At 70.8% G+C, this 21997-nt stretch carries 18 protein-coding genes; 11 read left to right on the forward strand and 7 right to left on the reverse strand.

The window, feature by feature from the left end:
* Positions 1 to 10 precede the first annotated feature (10 nt).
* Both BJ971_RS15015 and BJ971_RS15020 read right to left on the reverse strand, forming a co-directional pair.
* Positions 11 to 421 carry a pyridoxamine 5'-phosphate oxidase family protein gene (locus BJ971_RS15015; RefSeq protein WP_184993551.1) on the reverse strand — a complete coding sequence of 137 codons (411 nt, stop codon included), beginning with the start codon at positions 419 to 421 and terminating at the stop codon, positions 11 to 13.
* The gene (locus tag BJ971_RS15020; RefSeq protein ID WP_184993553.1) at positions 418 to 1851 is read right to left on the reverse strand and encodes a DUF2252 domain-containing protein; all 1434 of its coding nucleotides are present in this window, start codon (positions 1849 to 1851) and stop codon (positions 418 to 420) included. The genes BJ971_RS15015 and BJ971_RS15020 overlap by 4 nt, the downstream gene beginning before the upstream one ends.
* Before the next feature lie 174 nt (positions 1852 to 2025).
* On the opposite strand from BJ971_RS15020, the gene BJ971_RS15025 reads away from it, so the two are divergent.
* From BJ971_RS15025 to mmsB, 7 genes are all read left to right on the forward strand, one after another.
* Entirely contained in the window at positions 2026 to 3039 is a 1014-nt protein-coding gene (locus BJ971_RS15025; RefSeq protein WP_184993555.1) for a LacI family DNA-binding transcriptional regulator, read from the forward strand.
* A gap of 162 nt (positions 3040 to 3201) precedes the next feature.
* Complete coding sequence (gene araB / locus BJ971_RS15030; protein WP_184993557.1) at positions 3202 to 4836, forward strand: ribulokinase; 1635 nt, start codon at positions 3202 to 3204, stop codon at positions 4834 to 4836.
* Positions 4833 to 5507 carry an L-ribulose-5-phosphate 4-epimerase gene (locus BJ971_RS15035; protein WP_184993558.1) on the forward strand — a complete coding sequence of 225 codons (675 nt, stop codon included), beginning with the start codon at positions 4833 to 4835 and terminating at the stop codon, positions 5505 to 5507. Before araB ends, BJ971_RS15035 begins: the two co-directional genes overlap by 4 nt.
* Positions 5504 to 6994, forward strand: a complete 1491-nt coding sequence (gene araA, locus BJ971_RS15040) for an L-arabinose isomerase (RefSeq protein ID WP_184993560.1) — start codon at positions 5504 to 5506, stop codon at positions 6992 to 6994. The genes BJ971_RS15035 and araA overlap by 4 nt, the downstream gene beginning before the upstream one ends.
* A 126-nt stretch (positions 6995 to 7120) precedes the next feature.
* Positions 7121 to 8251 carry a multiple monosaccharide ABC transporter substrate-binding protein gene (chvE, locus tag BJ971_RS15045; protein ID WP_184993562.1) on the forward strand — a complete coding sequence of 377 codons (1131 nt, stop codon included), beginning with the start codon at positions 7121 to 7123 and terminating at the stop codon, positions 8249 to 8251.
* A 75-nt stretch (positions 8252 to 8326) separates the two neighbouring features.
* Entirely contained in the window at positions 8327 to 9856 is a 1530-nt protein-coding gene (mmsA, locus tag BJ971_RS15050; RefSeq protein WP_184993564.1) for a multiple monosaccharide ABC transporter ATP-binding protein, read from the forward strand.
* 5 nt (positions 9857 to 9861) lie between these two features.
* Positions 9862 to 11118, forward strand: a complete 1257-nt coding sequence (mmsB, locus tag BJ971_RS15055) for a multiple monosaccharide ABC transporter permease (RefSeq protein ID WP_184993567.1) — start codon at positions 9862 to 9864, stop codon at positions 11116 to 11118.
* 57 nt (positions 11119 to 11175) lie between these two features.
* Here the strand turns inward: mmsB and BJ971_RS15060 are convergent, their stop codons facing one another.
* Positions 11176 to 12447, reverse strand: coding sequence for a DUF1501 domain-containing protein (locus tag BJ971_RS15060; protein WP_184993569.1), 1272 nt, complete (start codon positions 12445 to 12447; stop codon positions 11176 to 11178).
* 4 nt (positions 12448 to 12451) lie between these two features.
* Positions 12452 to 13990, reverse strand: coding sequence for a DUF1800 domain-containing protein (locus BJ971_RS15065; RefSeq protein ID WP_184993571.1), 1539 nt, complete (start codon positions 13988 to 13990; stop codon positions 12452 to 12454).
* 115 nt (positions 13991 to 14105) lie between these two features.
* Between BJ971_RS15065 and BJ971_RS15070 the strand changes: the two genes are divergently transcribed.
* On the forward strand, positions 14106 to 15152 hold the full coding sequence (locus tag BJ971_RS15070) for an ROK family protein (protein WP_184993573.1): 1047 nt from the start codon (positions 14106 to 14108) through the stop codon (positions 15150 to 15152).
* Between the two features lie 280 nt (positions 15153 to 15432).
* Complete coding sequence (locus tag BJ971_RS15075) at positions 15433 to 17388, forward strand: PPC domain-containing protein (protein WP_184993575.1); 1956 nt, start codon at positions 15433 to 15435, stop codon at positions 17386 to 17388.
* 48 nt (positions 17389 to 17436) lie between these two features.
* On the opposite strand, the gene BJ971_RS15080 is transcribed toward BJ971_RS15075, so the two are convergent.
* The gene (locus BJ971_RS15080) at positions 17437 to 17769 is read right to left on the reverse strand and encodes an STAS domain-containing protein (protein WP_184993576.1); all 333 of its coding nucleotides are present in this window, start codon (positions 17767 to 17769) and stop codon (positions 17437 to 17439) included.
* A 162-nt stretch (positions 17770 to 17931) separates the two neighbouring features.
* Between BJ971_RS15080 and BJ971_RS15085 the strand changes: the two genes are divergently transcribed.
* On the forward strand, positions 17932 to 18399 hold the full coding sequence (locus BJ971_RS15085) for a peroxiredoxin (protein WP_184993578.1): 468 nt from the start codon (positions 17932 to 17934) through the stop codon (positions 18397 to 18399).
* Between the two features lie 13 nt (positions 18400 to 18412).
* Here BJ971_RS15085 and zwf read toward each other — a convergent pair whose 3' ends face one another.
* Positions 18413 to 19906 (reverse strand): glucose-6-phosphate dehydrogenase, encoded by a 1494-nt coding sequence (gene zwf, locus BJ971_RS15090; RefSeq protein WP_184993580.1) that lies wholly within the window; start codon positions 19904 to 19906, stop codon positions 18413 to 18415.
* Positions 19907 to 20067: 161 nt separating this feature from the next.
* Here zwf and BJ971_RS15095 point away from each other — a divergent pair, with 161 nt between their 5' ends.
* Entirely contained in the window at positions 20068 to 21006 is a 939-nt protein-coding gene (locus BJ971_RS15095) for a DHH family phosphoesterase (protein ID WP_184993582.1), read from the forward strand.
* A 145-nt stretch (positions 21007 to 21151) separates the two neighbouring features.
* Here the strand turns inward: BJ971_RS15095 and BJ971_RS15100 are convergent, their stop codons facing one another.
* Positions 21152 to 21973: a DUF1775 domain-containing protein gene (locus tag BJ971_RS15100; RefSeq protein ID WP_184993584.1), complete on the reverse strand. Its 822-nt coding sequence runs from the start codon at positions 21971 to 21973 to the stop codon at positions 21152 to 21154.
* Positions 21974 to 21997: the final 24 nt, after the last annotated feature.

Consider the following 21997-nt stretch of genomic DNA (forward strand, 5'->3'; position numbering starts at 1 on the left):
GCGGGCGAGGTCACCGGGGAGCGCCGAGGCTCACCGAGCCGAGCACCCTGGTGATCGTCACCTCGATCGCCACCCGCTCCGGGTTGGGGCGCGGCTGCCGGTAGCGCGCGGCGTACCGGCGGACCGCCTCGGCCACCGACTCCGGGTCGTCGCGGACCACGGCCTTGCCCTCGATCGTGCTCCAGCGCCCGCCGTCCACCTGGCAGATCGCCACCCGGTCGCCGCCGGCGAGGACGTGACGGACCTTCGCCGAGCCCCGGAACGCGATGATCCGCAGCAGCCCGGCCGCCGGGTCGACGGTGGCGCCGACCGGCACGACGTGCGGCGAACCGTCGGCGCGCAGCGTGGTGAGCGTGCAGAGGTGCCGCTCGGTCCAGAACTCCAGCACCGCCGGAGCCATCAGATCCAACCGACCGCTCATGCCGCCCCCTCCGCGATCATCTGGCCCTTGCGGACCGCGTCCACCAGGCATTGGTGGTCGCTTTCTACCTGGTCCGCGTATGCGCGGGCGAACCGGGCGAACATCTCGTCGAGCTTGTCGCTGCCGCCGATGTAGCCCGCGATCATCGACGCGCCGCTGGTCCGGGCGTGGCTCTTGGCGAGCAGGTAGCCGCAGATGCCCGCGTAGTCGCCGAGCGCGGTCGCGTCGATGTCCTCGACCAGGATCGCGCCCTTCATGTCGCGGAACTGCCTGACGTAGAACTGCCGGTCGGCGATCGTGGCCCAGCCCAGCAGCGGGTCGCTGACCGTCTGGAGCGCCTGCTGGTACTCGACCACCCGCTGGCCCTGGTGGCGGTGCCAGGCCGCGTCGCCGTGCTGGTGCTTCGCGATCACCGACCGGCGGGCCTGCTTGAGCTGGAGGAACACCACGTCGTCGGGGCTGCTGCCCTCGCACAGCGCCACGTAGGCCCGCAGCCCGACCGAGCCGACCCCGACCACCTTGTGCGCGATGTCGACGATCCGGTAGCCGGCCAGGATCCGGGCCCAGTGCGGCGGCAGCGTGTTCAGATAGCCGTCGAGCGCCGCCGCCAGGTGTGCGTACTCCCGGTCGCTGGGGCGGGTGATCAGCGGCGGCTCCTGCACCAGCCGGACCGTGCCGTCGTGCTGTTCGGTGAAGCGGGGCAGCGCGCGGTCGCTGGTGCGGCGCCGGGCCCGGCGGGCGGCCCGTTCGATCTCCTCGCGGAAGCCGGCCTTGGTGGCCGCCCGGCGCAGGTCGTCGACGTCGAGGGCGGCGAAGGAGCGGGCCAGCAGCGGCTGCGCGGCGAGGTGGCCGATCTGCTCGCGGTACTCCGCGACGCAGTGCCGTACCGCGTCCGCGCAGGCGTGCTCGCGGAAGCCGTTCTGCCGGCCGGCGACCCAGACGCTGGTGACGAGCCGGCGCAGGTCCCACTCCCAGGCGCCCGGGTGCGCCTCGTCGAAGTCGTTGAGGTCGAAGACGAGTTCGCGCTCGGGGGATGCGTAGAAGCCGAAGTTGCCGAGGTGGGCGTCGCCGCAGATCACCGGCGTGATCCCGGTGTGCGGCAGCGGTGCGAAGTCGTCGGCCATGATGTTCGCCGAGCCGCGCAGGAACGCGTAGGGCGACGCGACCATGCGGCCGACGCGTACCGGGATCAGCCGGGGCAGCCGCCCCTGGTGTGCCTCGGCGAGCTGCCGGATCGGGTCGACCCGGTCCGGCGCGGGCTTCCAGTCGGCCAGGTCGGTGCGCGGCGAGCGTTCGCGCAGGGAGCGGCCGAGTTCGTAGCGCGCCGCGCGGGGCCGGGCGGGGGTGCGCAGCGAGGCGAAGCCGCCGTCGCCGCCGGTGCCGGGCACGCCGTCGCCGTCGCTCGGCGACAAATCCGGGGCTGCGTCCATCTCCGCCGAGCCTACGGGTCGGCGCGGAAAGGGGGAAACGGGCAGGTTGACGCCGATCTTGTTATCGCTAACAATTACCGTCGGGTTCATAGCGCGGGATGGCCCGCGCCGCCGGCAACCGGCCGCGGCGCCGGTACGGCAACTCATCGGGTCGCGACGGGTACAGGAGCGGCGATGGACGTCAAGGCAGCGCGCAGCCCGGCGATGACCGATGTCGCGAGGCTGGCCGGCGTCTCGCACCAGACCGTCTCGCGGGTGCTCAATGATCATCCCAACGTGCGCGAGCAGACCCGGCTGCGGGTGCGTGCCGCCATCGCGGAGCTCGGCTACCGGCCCAACCGCGCGGCCCGGGCGCTGGTCACCGGCCGCTCCCAGCTGATCGGCATCGTCGCGCAGAACAGCACCCTGTACGGCCCGGCCTCGCTGCTCGCCGCGTTCGAGCAGGCCGCCGCGGAGGCCGGCTTCGCGGTCAGCGTCGGCAGCGTCGGGCGCCTGGACCGGGAGTCGATCGCCGGCGCGGTGGAGCGGCACCTGGACCAGCGCGTCGCCGGGCTGGTGGTGATCGCGCCCGTCAAGTCCGCCGACGACGCGCTCGAGGACATGCCGGTCGGCGTGCCGCTGGTGACGATCGACGGCGATCCGCAGCGTTCGCACACCCTCGTCACTGTCGATCAGGTCGCCGGCGCCCGGGCCGCCACCGAGCACCTGCTGGCCGCGGGCCACCGCACGGTCTGGCACATCTCCGGGCCGGTGGACTGGTACGACGCGGCCGGGCGCATCGAGGGCTGGCGCGGCGCGCTGCTGGACGCCGGCGCCGAGGTGCCGCCGCTGATGACCGCGGACTGGTCGGCCTCGTCCGGCTTCGACGCCGGGCGGATGCTGGCGCGGATGCCCGAGGTCACCGCCGTCTTCGCCGCCAACGACCATCAGGCGCTCGGCCTGCTGCGCGCGTTCAGCGAGCACGGCCGCCGGGTGCCGCGGGACGTCAGCGTCGTCGGCTTCGACGACGTGCCCGAGGCGGCGTACTTCATCCCGCCGCTGACCACGGTCCGGCCGGACTTCGACGCGGTCGCCCAGGCGGGCCTCGACCTGCTGCTGGCGCAGATCACCGACGAGGCGACGCCGCCGAACCGGATCATCATCGCGCCGACCCTGGTCGAGCGGGCGAGCGTGGCCCCGCCCGGCTGACCCGGTGACCGTAAACGGTTTCGGCGGGGTTGCCCCGATGTAACCGCCCACCCCGTTGACATCGTAAATGTTAGCGCTCACACTCGGACCACGCCGCTGGCGTGCGCTCTGCGACCACGCGGGCGACACGCCGGATCCCCCCTTCGCGGAGGTACAACACTCATGCCCGTCGCTGGTTCCGAGACGTATGTGATCGGCGTCGACTTCGGCACGCTCTCCGGGCGGGCCGTCGTCGTCCGCGTCGCCGACGGTGCCGAGCTCGGCTCGGCCGTGCACGACTATCGGCACGCGGTGCTCACCGAGGCCCTGCCCGACGGCACCCCGCTCGGTCACGACTGGGCGCTCCAGGTGCCGGGCGACTACCTCGACGTGCTGCGCGAGGCCGTGCCCGCCGCCGTGCGCGGCGCCGGCGTCGACCCGGCGCAGGTGGTCGGGATCGGCACCGACTTCACCGCGTGCACCATGATCCCGACGCTGGCCGACGGCACGCCGCTCAGCGAGCTCGACGGGCTGGCGAACCGGCCGCACGCGTACGTGAAGCTCTGGCGCCACCACGCCGCCCAGCCGCACGCCGACCGGATCAACCAGCTCGCCGCCAAGCGCGGCGAGGCCTGGCTGCCGCGGTACGGGGGCCTGATCTCCTCGGAGTGGGAGTTCGCCAAGGGCCTTCAGCTCCTCGAGGAGGACCCGGAGATCTACCACCGGATGGACCGCTGGGTGGAGGCCGCCGACTGGATCATCTGGCGGCTCACCGGCGCGTACGTGCGCAACGCCTGCACGGCCGGGTACAAGGGCATCCGCCAGGACGGGCACTACCCGGCGCCGGACTTCCTGGCCGAGCTGAACCCCGCCTTCGCCGGCTTCGTCGCCGACAAGCTGGACCAGCCGATCGGCGAACTGGGCGACGCGGCGGGGACGCTGACGGCCGAGGCCGCCGCCTGGACCGGGCTGCCCGAGGGCATCGCCGTGGCGGTCGGCAACGTCGACGCGCACGTCACCTCCGCGGCCGCGCAGGCGCTCGAACCCGGCCAGCTCGTCGCCATCATGGGCACCTCGACGTGTCACGTGGTGAACGGCGAGGAGGCCGTCGTCGTGCCCGGGATGTGCGGGGTGGTCGACGGCGGCATCGTCGCCGGGCTGTGGGGCTACGAGGCCGGGCAGAGCGGGGTCGGCGACATCTTCGCCGCCTACCTGCGCCACCTCGCACCGGAGTTCACCCACGAGCGGCTGACCGAGCTCGCCGCGCGGCAGCGGCCCGGCGAGCACGGGCTGATCGCGCTGGACTGGCACAGCGGCAACCGCTCGGTGCTCGTCGACCACGAGCTCTCCGGCCTGCTGATCGGCGAGACGCTCGCCACCCGGCCCGAGGACGTCTACCGGGCGCTGATCGAGGCGACCGCCTTCGGCACCCGCACGATCATCGAGACGTTCGGCCGGGCCGGCGTGCCCGTCGGCGAGTTCATCGCCGCGGGCGGGCTGGTGCGCAACGCGCTGCTGATGCAGATCTACGCCGACGTGCTCCGGATGCCGTTGTCGGTGATCGGCTCCGAGCAGGGCCCGGCGCTGGGCTCGGCCATCCACGCGGCGGCCGCCGCCGGCGCGTACCCGGACGTCCGCTCGGCCGCGGCGGCGATGGGCAGCAAGCAGACCGCGGTGTACCGGCCCGACCCGCGGGCCGCGGACGTCTACGACGAGCTGTTCGCGGAGTACACCAGGCTGCACGACTACTTCGGCCGCGGCGCCAACAAGGTCATGCGCAACCTGCGGGCCATCCAGCGCCGGTCGGTCTCGGCATGATCCTCACGGACGCGATAAAGGCGATCCGCCGGCAGGTGGCGGACCTGCACGCCGAGCTTCCCCGCAACGAGCTGGTGGTCTGGACGGCCGGCAACGTCTCGGCCCGGGTGCCCGGCGCCGACCTGCTGGTCATCAAGCCGTCCGGGGTGCGCTACGACGAGATCACCGCGGACAACATGGTGGTCACGGACCTGGACGGCAACCTGGTCGACGGCGAGCTGAGCCCGTCGTCGGACACCGCCGCGCACGCGTACGTGTACAAGCACCTGCCGCGCGTCGGCGGCGTCGTGCACACCCACTCCACGTACGCGACGGCCTGGTCCGCCCGGGGCGAGGCGATCCCGTGCGTGCTGACGATGATCGCCGACGAGTTCGGCGGCGAGATCCCGGTCGGCCCGTTCGCGCTGATCGGCGACGACTCGATCGGCCGCGGCATCGTCGAGACCCTCGAGGGGCACCGCTCGCCGGCCGTCCTCATGCGCAACCACGGCGTCTTCACGGTCGGCGCCACCGCGAAGGCCGCCGTCAAGGCGGCGGTCATGTGCGAGGACGTCGCCCGGACCGTGCACATCTCGCGCCAGCTCGGTGCGCCGGTACCCATCCCGCAGCCGGACATCGACGCCCTCTACCACCGCTATCAGCACGCCTACGGACAGGAGTCCACCCGATGAAGCCCCAGATCTGGTTCCTCACCGGCAGCCAGCACCTCTACGGGCCCGAGACCCTGGACCAGGTCACCTCGCAGTCGCAGCAGATCCAGCAGCTACTCACCTCCTCGGGCGGGATCTCCGCCGAGATCGTCAGCAGGCCGGTGCTCACCGACAGCGCGGCGATCCGCAAGGTGATGCTCGAGGCCAACGCCGACCCGGCCTGCCTGGGCGTCATCGCCTGGATGCACACGTTCTCGCCGGCCAAGATGTGGATCACCGGGCTGGACGCGCTGCGCAAGCCGCTGCTGCACCTGCACACCCAGCTGAACCAGGCGCTGCCCTGGGCGTCCATCGACATGGACTTCATGAACCTCAACCAGGCCGCGCACGGCGACCGGGAGTTCGGCTACATACAGACCCGGATGAGCGTGGCCCGCAAAACCGTGGCGGGGCACGCCGCCGACCCGGGCGTGGTGGCCCGCATCGACGGCTGGGCCCGGGCCGCGGCCGGCGTGCAGCGCCTGCGCAGCCTGCGGCTCGCGCGCTTCGGCGACAACATGCGGGACGTGGCGGTCACCGAGGGCGACAAGGTCGAGGCCGAGCTGCGGTTCGGCGTCTCCGTCAACACGTACGGGGTGAACGACCTGGTCGCCGTCGTCGACGCGGTGCCGGACGGCGAGATCGACGCGCTGGTCGCGGAGTACGCGGACGCGTACGTGCTGGACCCGGCGCTGGCCCGCGGCGGCGAGCGGCACGACTCGCTGCGGTACGCGGCCCGGATCGAGGCCGGCCTGCGGCAGTTCCTCACCGCCGGCGGCTTCGGGGCGTTCACCACCAACTTCGAGGACCTCGGCGGCCTGCGCCAGCTTCCCGGCCTCGCCGTGCAGCGGCTGATGGCCGACGGCTACGGCTTCGGCGGCGAGGGCGACTGGAAGACGTCCGCCCTGCTCGCCGCCGTCAAGGCGATGAGCGAGGGCACCGGTCGCGGCACCTCGTTCATGGAGGACTACACGTACCATTTCGGCCCCGGCGAGCAGAAGATCCTCGGTGCGCACATGCTCGAGGTCTGCCCCAGCATCGCTTCCGCCCGGCCGTCCTGCGAGATCCACCCGCTGGGCATCGGCGGCCGCGAGGACCCCGTGCGCCTGGTCTTCGACGCCGCGCCCGGCGCGGGCGTGGTGATCGGCATGGTGGACCTCGGCGACCGTTTCCGGCTGGTCGCCAACACCATCGAGGTGACCGCCCCGGACGAGCCGCTGCCCAGGCTGCCGGTGGCCCGCGCCGTGTGGAAGCCGTCGCCGTCGCTGGCCACCTCCGCGGAGTCCTGGCTGACCGCCGGCGGGCCGCACCACACCGTGCTGACTCAGGGCGCCGGGGTGGAGTCGCTGCGCGACTTCGCCACGATGTTGCAGACGGAGCTGCTGCTCATCGATGAGCGCACCACCACCTATGACTTCGCCGACCGGGTTCGGTGGAACCAGGCTTATTACCGTCAGTTCGCAAGGTAGGTCGCAGAGCGGCCGAATGTAACGCACCGCTAACAACAGTGTTCAGGATTGTTTACTTCTGAGCGGACGTGCGGGAAAGTTCCCTCGTCGCGTGCGTCCGCGACCCCCCATCGCAAGGAGAGATCGATGAAGTTGACCCGACTCGCGTCGGTGGCCACGGCCATGACGCTGGCGGCGGCCATGGCCGCCTGCGGTTCGAGTGAGAAGACGGCCGACCAGGCCTCCGGCACCGGCGACAACAGCGGCGCGCTGGTCGGCGTCACCATGCCGACCCGCTCCTCCGAGCGGTGGATCGGCGACGGCGACAACCTCAAGAAGCAGCTCGAGGCCAAGGGCTACAAGGTCGACCTCCAGTACGCCGAGGACGACATCCCCACGCAGGTCAACCAGCTCGACAACCAGATCACCCGCGGCGCCAAGCTGCTGATCATCGCGTCCATCGACGGCACGGCGATCACCACGCAGCTCCAGAGCGCCAAGGAGAAGAACATCCCGGTCATCGCCTACGACCGGCTGATCCGGGACAGCCCGAACGTGGACTACTACGCCACCTTCGACAACTTCAAGGTCGGCGTGCAGCAGGCCACCTCGCTGCTGGTCGGCCTGAAGCTGCTGAAGGAGGACGGCACCACCAAGGGCGACGCCAAGGGTCCGCTGAACGTCGAGCTGTTCGCCGGCTCGCCGGACGACAACAACGCCACGTTCTTCTTCAACGGCGCGATGTCGGTCCTCCAGCCGTACATCGACAACAAGACCCTCGTCGTCAAGAGCGGCCAGACCGACTTCAAGCAGGTCGCCATCCTGCGCTGGAAGCCGGAGACCGCGCAGAAGCGCATGGAGGACCTGCTGACCTCGACGTACAAGGGTGGCGTCAAGGTCGACGGCGTGCTGTCGCCGTACGACGGCCTGTCCATCGGCATCCTGTCTGCGCTCAAGAGCAGCGGCTACGGCACCACCGGCCAGCCCTACCCGGTCGTCACCGGTCAGGACGCCGAGGTCGCGTCGGTGAAGTCGATCATCGCGGGTGAGCAGTTCGCGACCATCTACAAGGACACCCGCAAGCTCGCGGACACCACCGTCCAGATGGCCGACGCGGTCCTCAAGGGCGAGAAGCCGGCGACGAACAACGACAAGGACTACGACAACGGCGTGAAGGTCGTCCCCGCGCAGCTGCTCGACTCGGTCATCATCTACAAGTCGAACTACGAGAAGGAGCTCGTGGAGTCGGGCTACTACAAGGCGTCGGACCTCCAGTGATCCGAACCGGCGCCCGCCGCTGAGCGATCAGCGGCGGGCGCCGGTCCCTTCGCGTGCCGACCCTGGGGGATGAGCATGAGCGACACCATCCTGCAGATGCAGGACATCACCAAGACGTTTCCCGGGGTAAAGGCGCTCCAGGACGTCAATCTGTCCGTAAGGCGCGGCGAGATCCACGCGATCTGCGGCGAGAACGGCGCCGGCAAGTCGACCCTGATGAAGGTCCTGTCCGGGGTCTACCCGCACGGCTCCTACGACGGAGAGATCACGTTCGAGGGCGAGCCGTGCCGCTTCGGCGGCATCCGCGACAGTGAGCACCGCGGCATCGTCATCATCCACCAGGAGCTGGCGCTGGCGCCGCAGCTGTCCATCGCCGAGAACATCTTCCTCGGCAACGAGCAGGCCACCCGCGGCCTGATCGACTGGAACCGCACCAACCACGCCGCGGGTCAGCTGCTGGAGCGGGTCGGGCTGCGCGAGAACCCGGTCACCCCGATCATCGACCTCGGCGTCGGCAAGCAGCAGCTCGTCGAGATCGCCAAGGCGCTCTCCAAGGAGGTGCGGCTGCTCATCCTCGACGAGCCGACCGCGGCGCTCAACGACGAGGACTCGGCGCACCTGCTCGGCCTGCTGCGCGGACTGCGCGACCACGGCATCACCTGCGTGATCATCTCGCACAAGCTCAACGAGGTGATGGCGATCGCCGACCGGGTGACCATCCTGCGCGACGGCCGCACCATCACGACGATGGACCTGGCCACCGACGAGGTCACCGAGGACAAGATCATCTCGGGCATGGTCGGGCGCGACCTGGACCACCGGTTCCCGCCGCACGAGTCGCGGATCGGCGAGGAGGTGCTGCGGATCGAGGACTGGACCGTGCACAGCCCCACCCAGCACGGCCGGGTGGTGGTCCGCAACGCCAACCTGAACCTGCGCCGCGGCGAGATCGTCGGGCTGGCCGGGCTGATGGGCGCCGGCCGCACCGAGCTGGCCATGAGCGTCTTCGGCCGCTCGTACGGCACCGGCATCTCGGGGCGGATCATCAAGGACGGCAAGGAGATCCACCTGCGGTCCGTGCGTGACGCGATCAAGAACGGCATCGCGTACGCGACGGAGGACCGCAAGCGGTTCGGCCTGAACCTGATCGAGGACATCAAGCGCAACATCTCCGCGGCGGCCCTCGGCAAGCTCGCCAAGCGCGGCCTGGTGGACGAGAACGAGGAATACAAGGTCGCCGGCGACTTCCGCAAGAGCATGAACATCAAGGCGCCGAGCGTGCTGAGCATCACCGGCAAGCTCTCCGGCGGCAACCAGCAGAAGGTCGTGCTGTCCAAGTGGATTTTCACGAACCCCGACGTGCTGATCCTGGACGAGCCGACCCGCGGCATCGACGTCGGCGCCAAGTACGAGATCTATACGATCATCAACCGGCTGGCGGACGAAGGTAAGGCGATCCTGGTCATCTCCTCGGAACTGCCGGAACTGCTCGGCATCTGCGACCGCATCTACACGCTGTCGGCGGGCCGGATCACCGGCGACGTGCCGCGGCACGAGGCCACCCAGGAAAGCCTGATGACGCTCATGACAAAGGGAACGGAGTAACCGCGATGTCTGTCGCACCCACCAACGCCGACCTCGCGGTGGACGAGACGCCGGGCGCGCCGGCCGGGCCGACCGGGGACTCGCCCCGCAAGTTCAGCCTCAACCTGCGCCAGAGCGGCATCTACATCGCCTTCGCCATCTTCGTTCTGGTGTTCACCGTGCTCACCGACGGTGACATGCTGGCGCCGCAGAACATCAGCAACATCGTCGTGCAGAACTCCTACATCCTGATCCTGGCGATCGGGATGATCCTGATCATCATCGCCGGCCACATCGACCTGTCGGTCGGCTCCGTGGTCGCGGTCTGCGGCGCGGTCGCCGCGGACCTGATGGTCAACTATCACGTGGCGTGGCCCCTCGCGCTGTTGATCACGCTGGTGGTCGGCGGCGTCATCGGCGCCTGGCAGGGCTACTGGGTCGCCTACTTCGGCATCCCGGCCTTCATCGTCACCCTCGCGGGCATGCTGCTGTTCCGGGCGGCGACCTTCTCCGTGCTGGGCAACCGCGGCATCGGCCCGTTCCCGGACCCGGTGCGCACGATGGCGAACGGCTTCACCGAGGGCTACCTGGGCAATATCGGTCTCGGCGTGCTCGGCGGCGCGGACCTGCTCAGCCTGCTGCTCGGCCTGCTCGCCGTCGCGGGCATCGTCTTCAGCCAGTGGCGCGCCCGCGCCGGCCGCCAGCAGTACGGCCAGGCCGTCGACCCGATGCCGATGTTCATCGCCAAGATGGCGGTGCCGTCGATCCTGGTCATCGTCGTGGTGACGCAGCTGGCCCGCTACAAGAACCTGCCGTGGGTGCTGGTGCTGCTGGCCTTCCTGGTGATGGGCTATTCGCTGCTGACCAACCGGGCGGTCTTCGGCCGCCAGATCTACGCGGTCGGCGGCAACCTCCAGGCCGCGACGCTGTCCGGCGTCAAGGTCAAGTCGGTCATCTTCTGGCTCTTCGTGAACATGGGCGTCCTGGCGGCGCTGGCCGGCGTGATCTTCGCGGGCCGGCTGAACCAGGCCGGCCCGACGGCGGGCAACACGTTCGAGCTCGACGCGATCGCGGCGGCCTTCGTCGGCGGCGCGGCGGTGCAGGGCGGCGTCGGCAAGGTGGTCGGCGCGATCACCGGCGGCCTGCTCATGGGCGTGATCAACAACGGCATGTCGCTGATCGGCGCCGAGGTCCAGACGGTCATGTACGTCAAGGGCGGCGTCCTGCTCCTCGCGGTCGCGCTCGACGTGTGGAGCAAGCGCCGCGCCGGCGCCTCCCGCTGACGTCGAACCCGGTGCGGCCCGCCGAACGCGGCGGCCGCACCGGGGCCACCGTCCGGCTCAGCGGGCGGCGGCCAGCCCGAGCGATGCCGGTGCGACGTCCGGGAAGACGTCCTTGAGCGACCCGAGGCCGCACCGCTTCTGGAGGATCTCGCCGATCACCGCGCGGTAGTCGGTCGTCGCCGCGAGGTCGCCGGCGACCAGAGCGCCCGCGGACAGGCCCGGCCACTTGCCGTACACCTTGCCGCCCTTGACCCCGCCGCCCATGAGCAGCATCGCGTTGCCGTGCCCGTGGTCGGCGCCGCGGGAGCCGTTCTCCGCCACCCGGCGGCCGAACTCGCTCACCGTCAGCAGCGTCACGTTCGCCATCCCGGCCGGGCCCAGGTCGGCCGCGAACGCGGCCAGGGCGTTCGCCGTCTCGAGCAGGTTGTCGTACATGCGCTGGCCCTTGGCCGCCGTGCCGAGGCCCTCGTGCATGTCCCAGTCGCCGCAGTCGACCGCGGCGACGGCCAGCCCCGCCTTCGCCTTGATCAATCGCGCCACGTCGCGCAGCGCGGCACCCAGCGGCGTCGACGGGTACGCGGCGCCGTTCGCCGGCACGTACGCCGTGGCGCGCAGCCCGGCCGTCGCCGTCAGGGCCGAGTCCGCCGCCTTGGCCGGCGCCGCCAGCAGGGTGGGTGCCGAGGCGTACATCTTGCGCAGCGCCGCGGCCATCGGGCGCTTGTCGCTCTCGCCGGCCAGGGCCAGGCCGTCGACGGTCGCCATCGAGATGTCGGCGGACGGGCCGGTGAAGAGGCGCGACGGCATCGCGGTGCCGAGCGAGACGCCGGCGAGCGGTCCGGTCGCGCCGGTCATCCCGAGCATCCGGTCCAGCCAGCCGGTACGGGTCGAGGTGCCGGCGGCCGCGCGCTCCATCTCCTCCATCGCCGCGAAGTGCGAGCGGGTCGGGTTGGGATGGCCGACCGCGTGCACCGCGGCCAGGCTGCCGCCCTTCCACATGGGCAACAGCGGCGCCAGCGCCGGGTGCAGGCCGAACATGGCGTCGCCGCCGATCGCCTGGCTCTTCGGCAGGGCGATCGCCGGGCGGGCCTTGTAGTACTCCGGGTCGCCGATCGGCGCGATCGCCGACAGGCCGTCGAAGCCGCCGCGCAGCGACAGCACGACGAGCGTGTCGCCGCTGTACCCGCCGGCGGCGAACGCCATCCGGGTCGACAGCCCCTCGCCGACGAGCCCGGCCAGGGCGCCGGCCGCGCCGGCGGCCAGGCCGCGGCCCAGCAGCCCCCGGCGACTCAGCAGTTTCCGGTTCTCGTCGCAACACGCCTGTGCGGTCATGTCTTCACCTCACCTGGAAAGAGGGCGAATCGAGCACGAGGGCGACCAGATACGGCAGGCTCCCGGCCACCGACTTGTCGTTGCCGGTCAAAGGACTCGTCGGCAACTTTCCGGCAACGCTGAGCACGGCGGCGACGTGGTCGGCGGGCAGCGAGGTGCCGATCAGGCGCTTGGCCAGGGCGTCCACCAGGGCGCCGTAGGTCGCGGGCAGGCTCGGCACCAGCGCCTTGAGCAGGTCGGCGGGGCGGGTGAGCTGCTTGGGGTACCAGCCGGCCGCGAGGTTCAGGTGGCTGTTGCAGCGCAGGACGAAACCGGACGGCGAGGCCCACGCGGCCGCGACGTCGGGGAAGCCGTTCGGCGGGCTCCAGCGGAACGGCGCGTTCCCCGCGTTGACCAGGCTGTTGTAGAGCGCGTCGAGCGCCTTGACGCCCTCGGCCTCGGGGCCGAGGCCGAGCGCCCGGACCGTCGCGGCCAGGTCCTCGAACGGCGTGCGCACCTTCTGCCCGATCGAGGCGGCGAACTCCGGCGAGGTGAACAGGGCACGCAGCACCGGCACGATCGCCGTGTCGTTGTCCAGGTACACCTTCGCCAGCTTGGTGACGAGCGCCGGCGGCGCCTCGTCGGCGACGAAACGGACGCACAGCTTGGTGGCGAGGCGCTCGGCGGTCGCCTGGTGCCGGGCCAGGTAGTCGAGGAACGCCAGCACGGCCGCCTCACCGCCCGCGGCGGTGGCGTTCGCGTGGCTGAAGCCGAGGATCCGCACGGCGCCGGTGGCGTGCTTGTCCGCCGCGTACGTGTAGGTGCCGTCCTTGCCGACGGTCAGCCCGGTGAGCAGCTTCGCCGCCGCCTGCACGTCCGCCTCGCTGTACTTCATGCCGACGGTGTGCAGCTCCATCAGCTCGCGGGCGTAGTTCTCGTTCGGCAGGACCTTGGTCGACGACCGGTTGTCCAGGTACGTGAGCATCGCCGGGTGCCGGGCGGCGGCCTTGAGCAGGTCGGCGAAGCGGCCGAAGGCGTGCTTACGGATCACCGAGGCGTCGTAGTCGGTGCGGCTGTCCCACACGTCGCTGGACGGCGCGGCGACGTGCAGGTGGTTGGCCCAGAACGCGGCGGTCGTCTCGAACAGCTGCCGGTTGCTCCAGATCGCCCGGGCGACCGCGGCGCGGCCCAGCTGACCGAATCCGTCGTACGAGTGCAGGGGCAGCTTGGCCCGGACGGTCGCGATGCCGGCGCCGGCCAGCGGCAGGCGGGTCAGCAGCGCGTCCAGCGCGGCATCGTCGATCTTGGCGGGGGCGAGCTGGCGGTCCAGCCAGCCGGCCGCGCCGAGCTTGGTGATCTCGGCGAGGGCCGCCGGGGTCGGGCCGAAGGTCGCCCGGCGCAGCAGGTGCGCGAGCGGGTCGGTGGACACGAGGCCGGCCGGCGCCGGGGTCGCGGCGGCGGCCGCGGCCGGCGCGGCGTCGAGGAGCAGGCCACCGGCGGTGGTCGCGGCCACCGCGACGGCACCACCGAGAACGGCGCGGCGGGTGGTTTCCGGCTTCGTCATACAGGGCACTTCGGCGCGTTTCCCGCCGTCAAGCGTCCGTTCGGCCGCCGGCAACCTGCCCGCAATCGGCGTGCACCCGTCGCCTACCGGCGGGTCCGGACGTACGCTCAGCCCTGTGGATCAGATCGATGTGGTGCGGACCCCGGCGTCCTGGGTAGTTGTTGGCCTCGACAACGGCGGCACCTGTAACAATGCGACCGTGCTGGACGCGACGGGCCAGTATCTCGTCGATCAGATGGTGGAGAGCCCCAGTCTGGTGACCGACGGCCCGCAGGCCGCGGTCGAACAGCTCGCCGAGGCGTTCCACGGCATCCTCTCCATGACCAGCACCCCGATGACGCTGGTGCGCGCCGTCGGGCTGGACACGCCGGGCCCGGCCAGCGCCGACGGGGTGATCTCCTCGAAGGGCTCGACGAACTTCTCCCAGCTCTCCTGGCACGGCTTCGACATCCGCGGCGCCCTCGAGGCGCGCATCGGCCTGCCGGTGATCTACAACAACGACGCCAACGCCGCGGCGCTCTACGCGCACCACCGGCACTTCGGCGCCGAGGCGCCGCAGCGCTCGTCGGTCGCGGCGATCGTGGGCACCGGCCTCGGCGGCGGCGTGGTGGAGGACGGCAAGGTCATCGGCGGCGCCGTCGGCATGGCGGGCGAGCTGGGCCACGTGCAGATCCCGCTGCACGGCGTGCTGGAGGCCGACCAGCCGGTGCCGCGGTGCAACTGCGGCTTCGAGGGCGACGTGGAGAGCATCGCGTCGCTGACCGGCATCACCAACAACCTGCTGCCGTACTGGCTGAAGCGGTTCCCCGACCACCCCCTCGCAAATGAGTCGATCAAGAAGGCGGCCAAGCTGCTGCGCGGGTACGGGGAACGGGAGGACCCGCTCGCGCTCGCGGTCTTCGGCCAGCAGGCGCGGGCGATCGGCAAGCTGTTCACCATCGCGGCGAACTTCACCGACCCCGCCGCGTACTTCCTCGGCGGCGGCGTGGTCGAGGCGGCACCGCACTTCCGCCAGTGGTTCCTGAACACGGTCCGCGAGCACACCCAGCTCCGCGCCGAGCAGCAGGCCGCGGCGACGTTCGCGCTGGTGCCCGACCTCGACATGGCCGGCGCCCGCGGTGCGGCGGTCGCGGCGCTCGCGCGGGTACGCGGCGCGCTGTAGCCACCGGGCGAGCGGTCCGCCTCCCGTCCACCCGGAGGCGGCGGCGGACCGCGCCCGCAGATTTCGTGGATTACGAACATTGCCGCCGTACCGTCGCTATTCGGGAAATGATATCGAGCATTCTCGATATACATTCCACCATTTGGAACGGGCGGGAATGCGGGCGTTCCTAACACCTTTTACGGCTCATTGACAACCCTAGATATTGATCGACATCTTCAGTAGCGTCCCCAGTGCCGTCCGCGGCGGGGGGCCCGGACGCGCTGAAGGGGGATCACTGATGCGACGAAGCATCGCGACCGTCGGAGCCGTCGTGCTCGGACTCGTTGCGCTCACCGCGGGCGCGGCGCCGGCCGCTCCAAAACCGACCGACCCGGGGCTGAGCCCCGCCGACAAGGCATCCGTCGACGCCGGACTGCCGGTGGCCGCCAAGGCCGCACCGGGCGCCAAACCGGCCGGCCCGAACCCGTTCCTGTCCCTGCTGCCCGACGCGTCGAAGGCCGACTACAGCGGCTGGGCGACGTACCTGAAGAAGCAGGCGTCGGCGAAGGCCGCCGCCCGCCTGAAGGCCCTCGCCGGCACGCCCGCCGCGGCAGCCAAGGCCGCCGCGGCCGCGGTGGTCGTCGACGAGAACGAGCCGGACGGCACCCGGGGCTCCAACGACAATCCCGCGTCCGCCCAGCTGATCAAGAACTTCGGCACCGGAGCCGCGCAGAACGCCGCGATCCGCGTCCTGGGCCAGCTCGACCCCGAGACGGTCACCACGGTCGCCCGGCCGCCGAACCCGGAGGACGACGGGTCCATCACCCTCGCCGGCGACACCGGCATCGGCACGGTCCGGTCCGGGATCGTCACCAACGCCGTGATCGGTGACGGGCCGCACGGCTCGGCCGCCGGCGGCACCAACGACTTCGACTTCTACAAGCTTCAGGCCACCGCCGGCCAGGTCGTGAAGGTGCAGACCGCCACGCCGACCGGCGCCCTGGACACCCTGGTCGCGCTCTACACCCCGGACGGCACGATCGTCGCCTCCAACGACGACTCGGGCGGCGGCTTCGACAGCCTGATGCAGTACAAGGTCCCGGCCACCGGCACCTTCTACGTGATCGTCGCGGCATACAGCGGCCTGCCCGCCGACCCGTTCGACCCGGCCAGCGGCGACGGCGGCGCGAGCGAGGGCCCGTACACGGTCACCATCACGGAGGCCTCGGACGACACCGACTTCTTCGCGGTCAAGCTCAAGGCCGGCGACGTGCTCGGCGCCTCGGTGAAGGGCTCCCCGGCGTACCTGACGGTCTACGACACGGTCCCGCGCGAGGTGCACGGCTCCGACCAGGACGCCAGCTTCATCTACCCGATGGACTCGCTGCTGCCCGGCGGCGGCAACGCGGTCACCGACTACGTGGCGACAAAGGCCGGCTGGCACTACGTCGCCGTCGCGCAGGGCAGCGGCTCCTACGACATCACCGTCGAGGCGTACCGCCCGGTCCTGCAGGGCGCGAAGCCGGTGCAGACGCTGTACCTGGACTTCGACGGCGCCCGGGTCAACACGGGTGTCTTCGGCGGAACGGGCAACGTGCAGCTCAGCCCGTTCTCGGCGTTCCTCGCGCTGTGGGGCATCCCCAGCGTGCAGGAGGACGAGGTGATCGACGCGGTGGTCGCGAGCGTCACCGAGAACATCAAGCAGGACCTGCTCGACAGCGGTCTCAACAACCGGTTCAAGCTGAAGATCCTCAACAGCAAGGACCACGCGGATCCGTGGGGCCAGAAGAACGTCAGCCGCGTCGTCATCGGCGGCACGATCGACGAGTCCGGCGTCAGCACGATCGGCATCGCGCAGAGCATCGACCCGGGCAACTTCGAGACCGAGGAGACCGCCCTGGTGTTGCAGGACGTGCTCAGTGACCCGGCCGGCGGCCCGGCGTCGCTGAACACCTATCTGACCGCGGAGAGCGACCGGATCGCCTTCGTCGGCCAGGCCGTCGGCAACGTGACCGCGCACGAGGCGGGCCACTTCTTCGGCGACTTCCACACCGACAACTCCGACGCGACGCCCAACGTGATGGACTCGGGCGGCGCCAACTTCGACGTGCTCTTCGGCGTCGGCCCGGACGGCGTCGGCGGCACCGCGGACGACGTCGATGTCGACTTCGGCGACAGCCCGTTCAGCCCGGCCGAGGGCTTCGTCGGCACGGAGGACACGCTGGGCCGGATCGTCTTCGGCGTCACCAGCTGACGTTTCGGCAGGAAATGGGGGCGTCCCGGAGATCCGGGGCGCCCCCGCTCATTCCTTGAGCGCGGTCGCGACGTCGGCGTGCAGCGACATGTAGTCGGTGAGCCCGAGGGTGTCGAGCAGCCGGCGCAGGAATCCCGAGGGTGCCGCGAGCCGGACCCAGCCGCCGCGTTCGGTGGCCCGGCCGTGCGCCGTGACCAGGACGCCGATGCCCATCGAGTCGCAGAAGTCGAGCCCCGAGAGGTCGACGACGAGGCGGGGGGACGGGCGCTCGACGAGCCGGCCGAGGTTGGCCTTCAGCGATGGCGCGGTGTCGATGTCGAGGGAGCCGCGCAACGTCAGAACGGCCGTGTTGGGTGGGTGGTGGGCGACCGAGACCTGCATGGCGGCGTCGCTTTCCTCGGGGGCAGGGGGTCAGCCGGGGGATCCGGGGGAGTATCGGTGGGTGTCTCCACCCTAAGGCCTGTTCCGTCGATCTTGTCTGGTTGCGCTGGCGACGACAAGACCGCCGGACCGGCCCGGGGCGAGGAGCGGTACGTTGATCAAATGAGCATCGACAAGGGTGATATGGCCCCCGACTTCGAGCTGTCCGACCAGGACGGCATCCCGCGGCGGCTGAGCACGCTGCTCGCCGACGGCCCGGTGGTCCTGTTCTTCTACCCCGCCGCCATGACCAGCGGCTGCACCGCCGAGGCCTGCAATTTCCGGGACCTGGCCGCGGAGTACGCGGCGGCCGGCGCGCAGCGGATCGGGATCAGCCGCGACGCCGTCGGCAAGCAGAAGAAGTTCGCCGACCTGCACGGCTTCGACTACCCGCTGCTGTCCGACACGGAGAGCACGGTGGCCGAGGCGTACGGCGTGAAGCGCAAGCTGCCGCTCGGCCCGCTGAGCATCCGGCGGATGACCTTCGTGATCGACACCGACCGGACGGTGCTGGAGGTCGTGCACAGCGAGCGGAACATGAACGAGCACGCCGACCGGGCCCTCGACGTGCTGAAGGCCCGATCGGCGTAATGGTGCCGGCCGCTCAGATCGCGTTGCGCCACTTCCGGCCGCTGCGGCCGATGAGCCGGTCGGCGTCGGTCGGCCCCCAGGAGGCCGCCTCGTAGGTGGGGATCGGCGAATTGTCGTTCTTCCAGTGCTCGATGATCGGATCGACGATCCGCCAGCACTGCTCGACCTCGTCGGTACGGATGAACAGCGTGGGGTCGCCGAGCAGCGCGTCGAGCAGCAGCCGCTCGTACGCCTCCGGCGACTCCTCGCGGAACGTCTGCTCGTACGAGAAGTCCATGCTCGCCGTGCGCACCCGGAACGAGTGGCCGGGTACCTTCGCGCCGAAGCGCAGCGAGATGCCCTCGTTCGGCTGGATCCGCAGGATCAGCGCGTCGGCGTCCAGCTCGGTGAGCTGGTTGGTCGGGATCGGCAGGTGCGGTGGCCGCTGGAACTGGAGCGCGACCTCGGTCACCCGGGCGGGCAGCCGCTTTCCGGTACGCACGTAGAACGGCACACCGGCCCAGCGCCAGTTGTCGACGTTGAGCCGCATCGCCGCGTACGTCTCGGTGCGCGACAGCGGGTCGACGCCGGCCTCCTCGCGGTAGCCGGCCATCAGGTCCTCGCGGGTGCCGCCCCGGGTGTACTGGCCGCGGACCGCCAGGTCGGCGATGTCGCGGTCGGTGGGCAGCCGGATCGCCTGGAGCAGCTTGACCTTCTCGTTGCGCAGCCCCTCCGCGTCGAACGACGCCGGCGGCTCCATCAGGGCCAGCGCGAGGACCTGGAGCACGTGGTTCTGCACGATGTCGCGCATCGCGCCGGCGTGCTCGTAGAAGCCGCCCCGGGTGCCGACGCCGAGCGTCTCGGCGACGGTGATCTGCACGTGGTCGACCCAGGAGCGGTTCCAGATGGGCTGGAAGATCGCGTTGGCGAAGCGCAGCGCGAGCACGTTCTGGACGGTGTCCTTGCCCAGGTAGTGGTCGATGCGGAAGACCTGCGGCTCGTCGAAGGCCGCGTGCACGACGCTGTCCAGCTCGTTGGCCGTCCGCAGGTCGTTGCCGTACGGCTTCTCGATCACCAGCCGGGCGAAGGAGCCCTCCCGGGGGTGGTTCAGGCCGGCGCCGGCGAGGCCCTTGATGACCGGCTCGAAGGCCTCGGCGGGGGTGGAGAGGTAGTAGATCCGGTTGCCGGACGTGCCGCGGGTGGCGTCCAGTTCGTCGAGCACCTCGGAGAGGCGCTTGTAGGTTTCCGGGCTGTCGTAGCCGCCCGACACGTACCGTATGCCGCCCTGGAGCTGTCGCTTGTCCGCCAGGCTGCGGCCGCCGAGCGCGCTCTCGGCGAACTGCTGGTCCTCCATCGGCGTGCGGGCGACGCCGACGAGGGCGAACTCGCCGGGCAGCCGGTTGTGCCGCGCGAGGCTCTCCACGGCCGGCAGCAGCTTACGGCGGGTGAGGTCACCGGACGCGCCGAAGATGACCAGGGTGGCGGGCGGGGCGTTGCGGTCCTGTGCGAGCTGGGGAACGTTGTCCATCGTCAGGTCTTCTTCCTCCGACCGCGTACATGAGCTTCCGTGTGAACTTTACGCAGCGCGAGGGGCGCCGGATCAAACGTGTACGCCGATGCGGCCAGGCCCCTAGCTGCAAAAGTGGCAAACTGGGGTGTAAGGTGCCAATCGGCAGAGGGAGATTGCTCGTGAAGTACCGGCTCGTGACCCGCAGCGACTTCGACGGTCTGGTCTGCGCCGTGTTGCTGCGTGTGCTCGACATGATCGACGACATCACCTTCGTGCACCCCAAGGATGTGCAGGACGGCGCCATCGCCATCACCGACCGTGACATCCTGACCAATCTGCCCTTCGCGCCCGGCGCGCACATGGTGTTCGACCACCATCACTCCGAGACTCTGCGTAACCAGGGCGACCGCTCGAACCACGTCATCGACCCGGACGCGCCCTCGGCGGCGCGAGTCATCTACGACTACTACGGCGGGGCGGAGCGCTTCCCGGAGATCTCGGACGAGCTCATGCGCGCCGTCGACCAGGCCGACTCCGCCGCCTACTCCCTCGACGACATTCTCAACCCGCAGGGCTGGACGCTGCTCAACTTCCTGATGGACAGCCGCACCGGCCTGGGCCGCTTCCGCGAGTTCCGGATCTCGAACTACCAGTTGATGATGCTGCTCATCGACGCCTGTCTCCAGCTGCAGTCGGTGGAGGAGATCCTCGAACTGCGCGACGTCAAGGAGCGCTCGGACCTGTACCACGACTGCTCGGCGATGTTCGTGGAGCAGCTGCGCCGGGTGAGTCACCTCGACGGCGACGTGGTCGTTGTCGACCTGCGCGAGGAGGAGACGATCCACGCGGGCAACCGCTTCATGGTGTACGCGCTCTACCCCGAGGCCCGGGTGTCGGTGCACATCATCTGGGGCCGCCAGCGGATCAACACGGTGTTCGCGTGCGGCAAGTCGATCCTCGACCGCTCGTCGCCGGTCGACATCGGCGAGGTCATGCTCCGCTACGGCGGCGGCGGCCACCTGGCGGCCGGGACCTGCCAGGTTCCGCACGAGGACTCGCCCCAGGTCCTGGCCGAGATCATCGACGCGCTCAAGACCCCGCGTACGGTCGCGGTGTGAAGAGCTGAGCGGAGCGGGAAGCCGAACCTTCCCGCCCCGCTCTATGCAGGTCGTGGGTCTTGCCCTTGACCCCACCCGCCGGTCGTGTTCCGCGCCCCACGCGCATCAGCACGACACACCCGCGCCCACCTGCGCGGGACGTCTGTCAGTCGCCGGGACCGTCCTGGTAGCTCCAGGCGGTCACCCGCGGCGCCTTCGCCGCGCCGACGAGCTCCTTGTCCTCGTCCTCGTCGGCCGCGCCGGGCTCCTCGCCGGCGGTCGCGCCACGGCGCCGGGACCGCAGCACCGCGATCGCGCCGGCGGCCACGGCCAGTGCGGCCACGACCCAGCCCGCGACGGTCCAGAAGCCCGGGCCGTCATCGGCCTCGAGCAGGGCCGCGACCACGGCCGGGTCGAGCTGGTCGGTGCCCGTGCCGGAGTGGCCGCCGTCGTGGCCGGCCGGCTGCTGCCCGGCGGCGGCCGGGGTGAGCGTGAGGACCACCGGCGGTATGGCCGCGCCCTTGGCCGGCTCCGCGTACGTCGCCTCGACCTTGAAGGTCATCTGTGCCGAGGTCGGTAGCGGGCCCATGGCGACCGTCAGGTCGGCGGATTTGCCCGGGGCGAGCGCCTTGCCGGGCATCGCGATCCAGGTGATCTCCGCGGCGGTCTCGCTGACCTGGCTGTTGCCGTGCAGGCCGAGCATCGGCTTGTCGAGGGGTCTGTTGACGATCCGCGGCGCCCAGTCGTCCACCGAGAGCGGGTAGATCTCGGCGACCGGCAGGTCCGCGGGGAGCAGCAGCTTCACCCGGGTGATCGCGCTCTGCGCGGTGTTCTTCACCTGGAACGTCACGTCGGCGCCGCCGCCCTGCGGCGCGGTCGGCGGGCTGACCGTCACGTCGGCGGCGGCGGGTGACGCCGCACACAGCACGCCCGCGGCGACGGCGGCGGCCACTACGCCCGCCCGGCGGTGCTTCACGAGATGCCTCACGAGGGTTAGTTCGGATCACGGGCC

Origin of the sequence: Amorphoplanes digitatis, from assembly GCF_014205335.1 — a bacterium.
Classification (GTDB): Bacteria; Actinomycetota; Actinomycetes; order Mycobacteriales; family Micromonosporaceae; genus Actinoplanes; species Actinoplanes digitatus.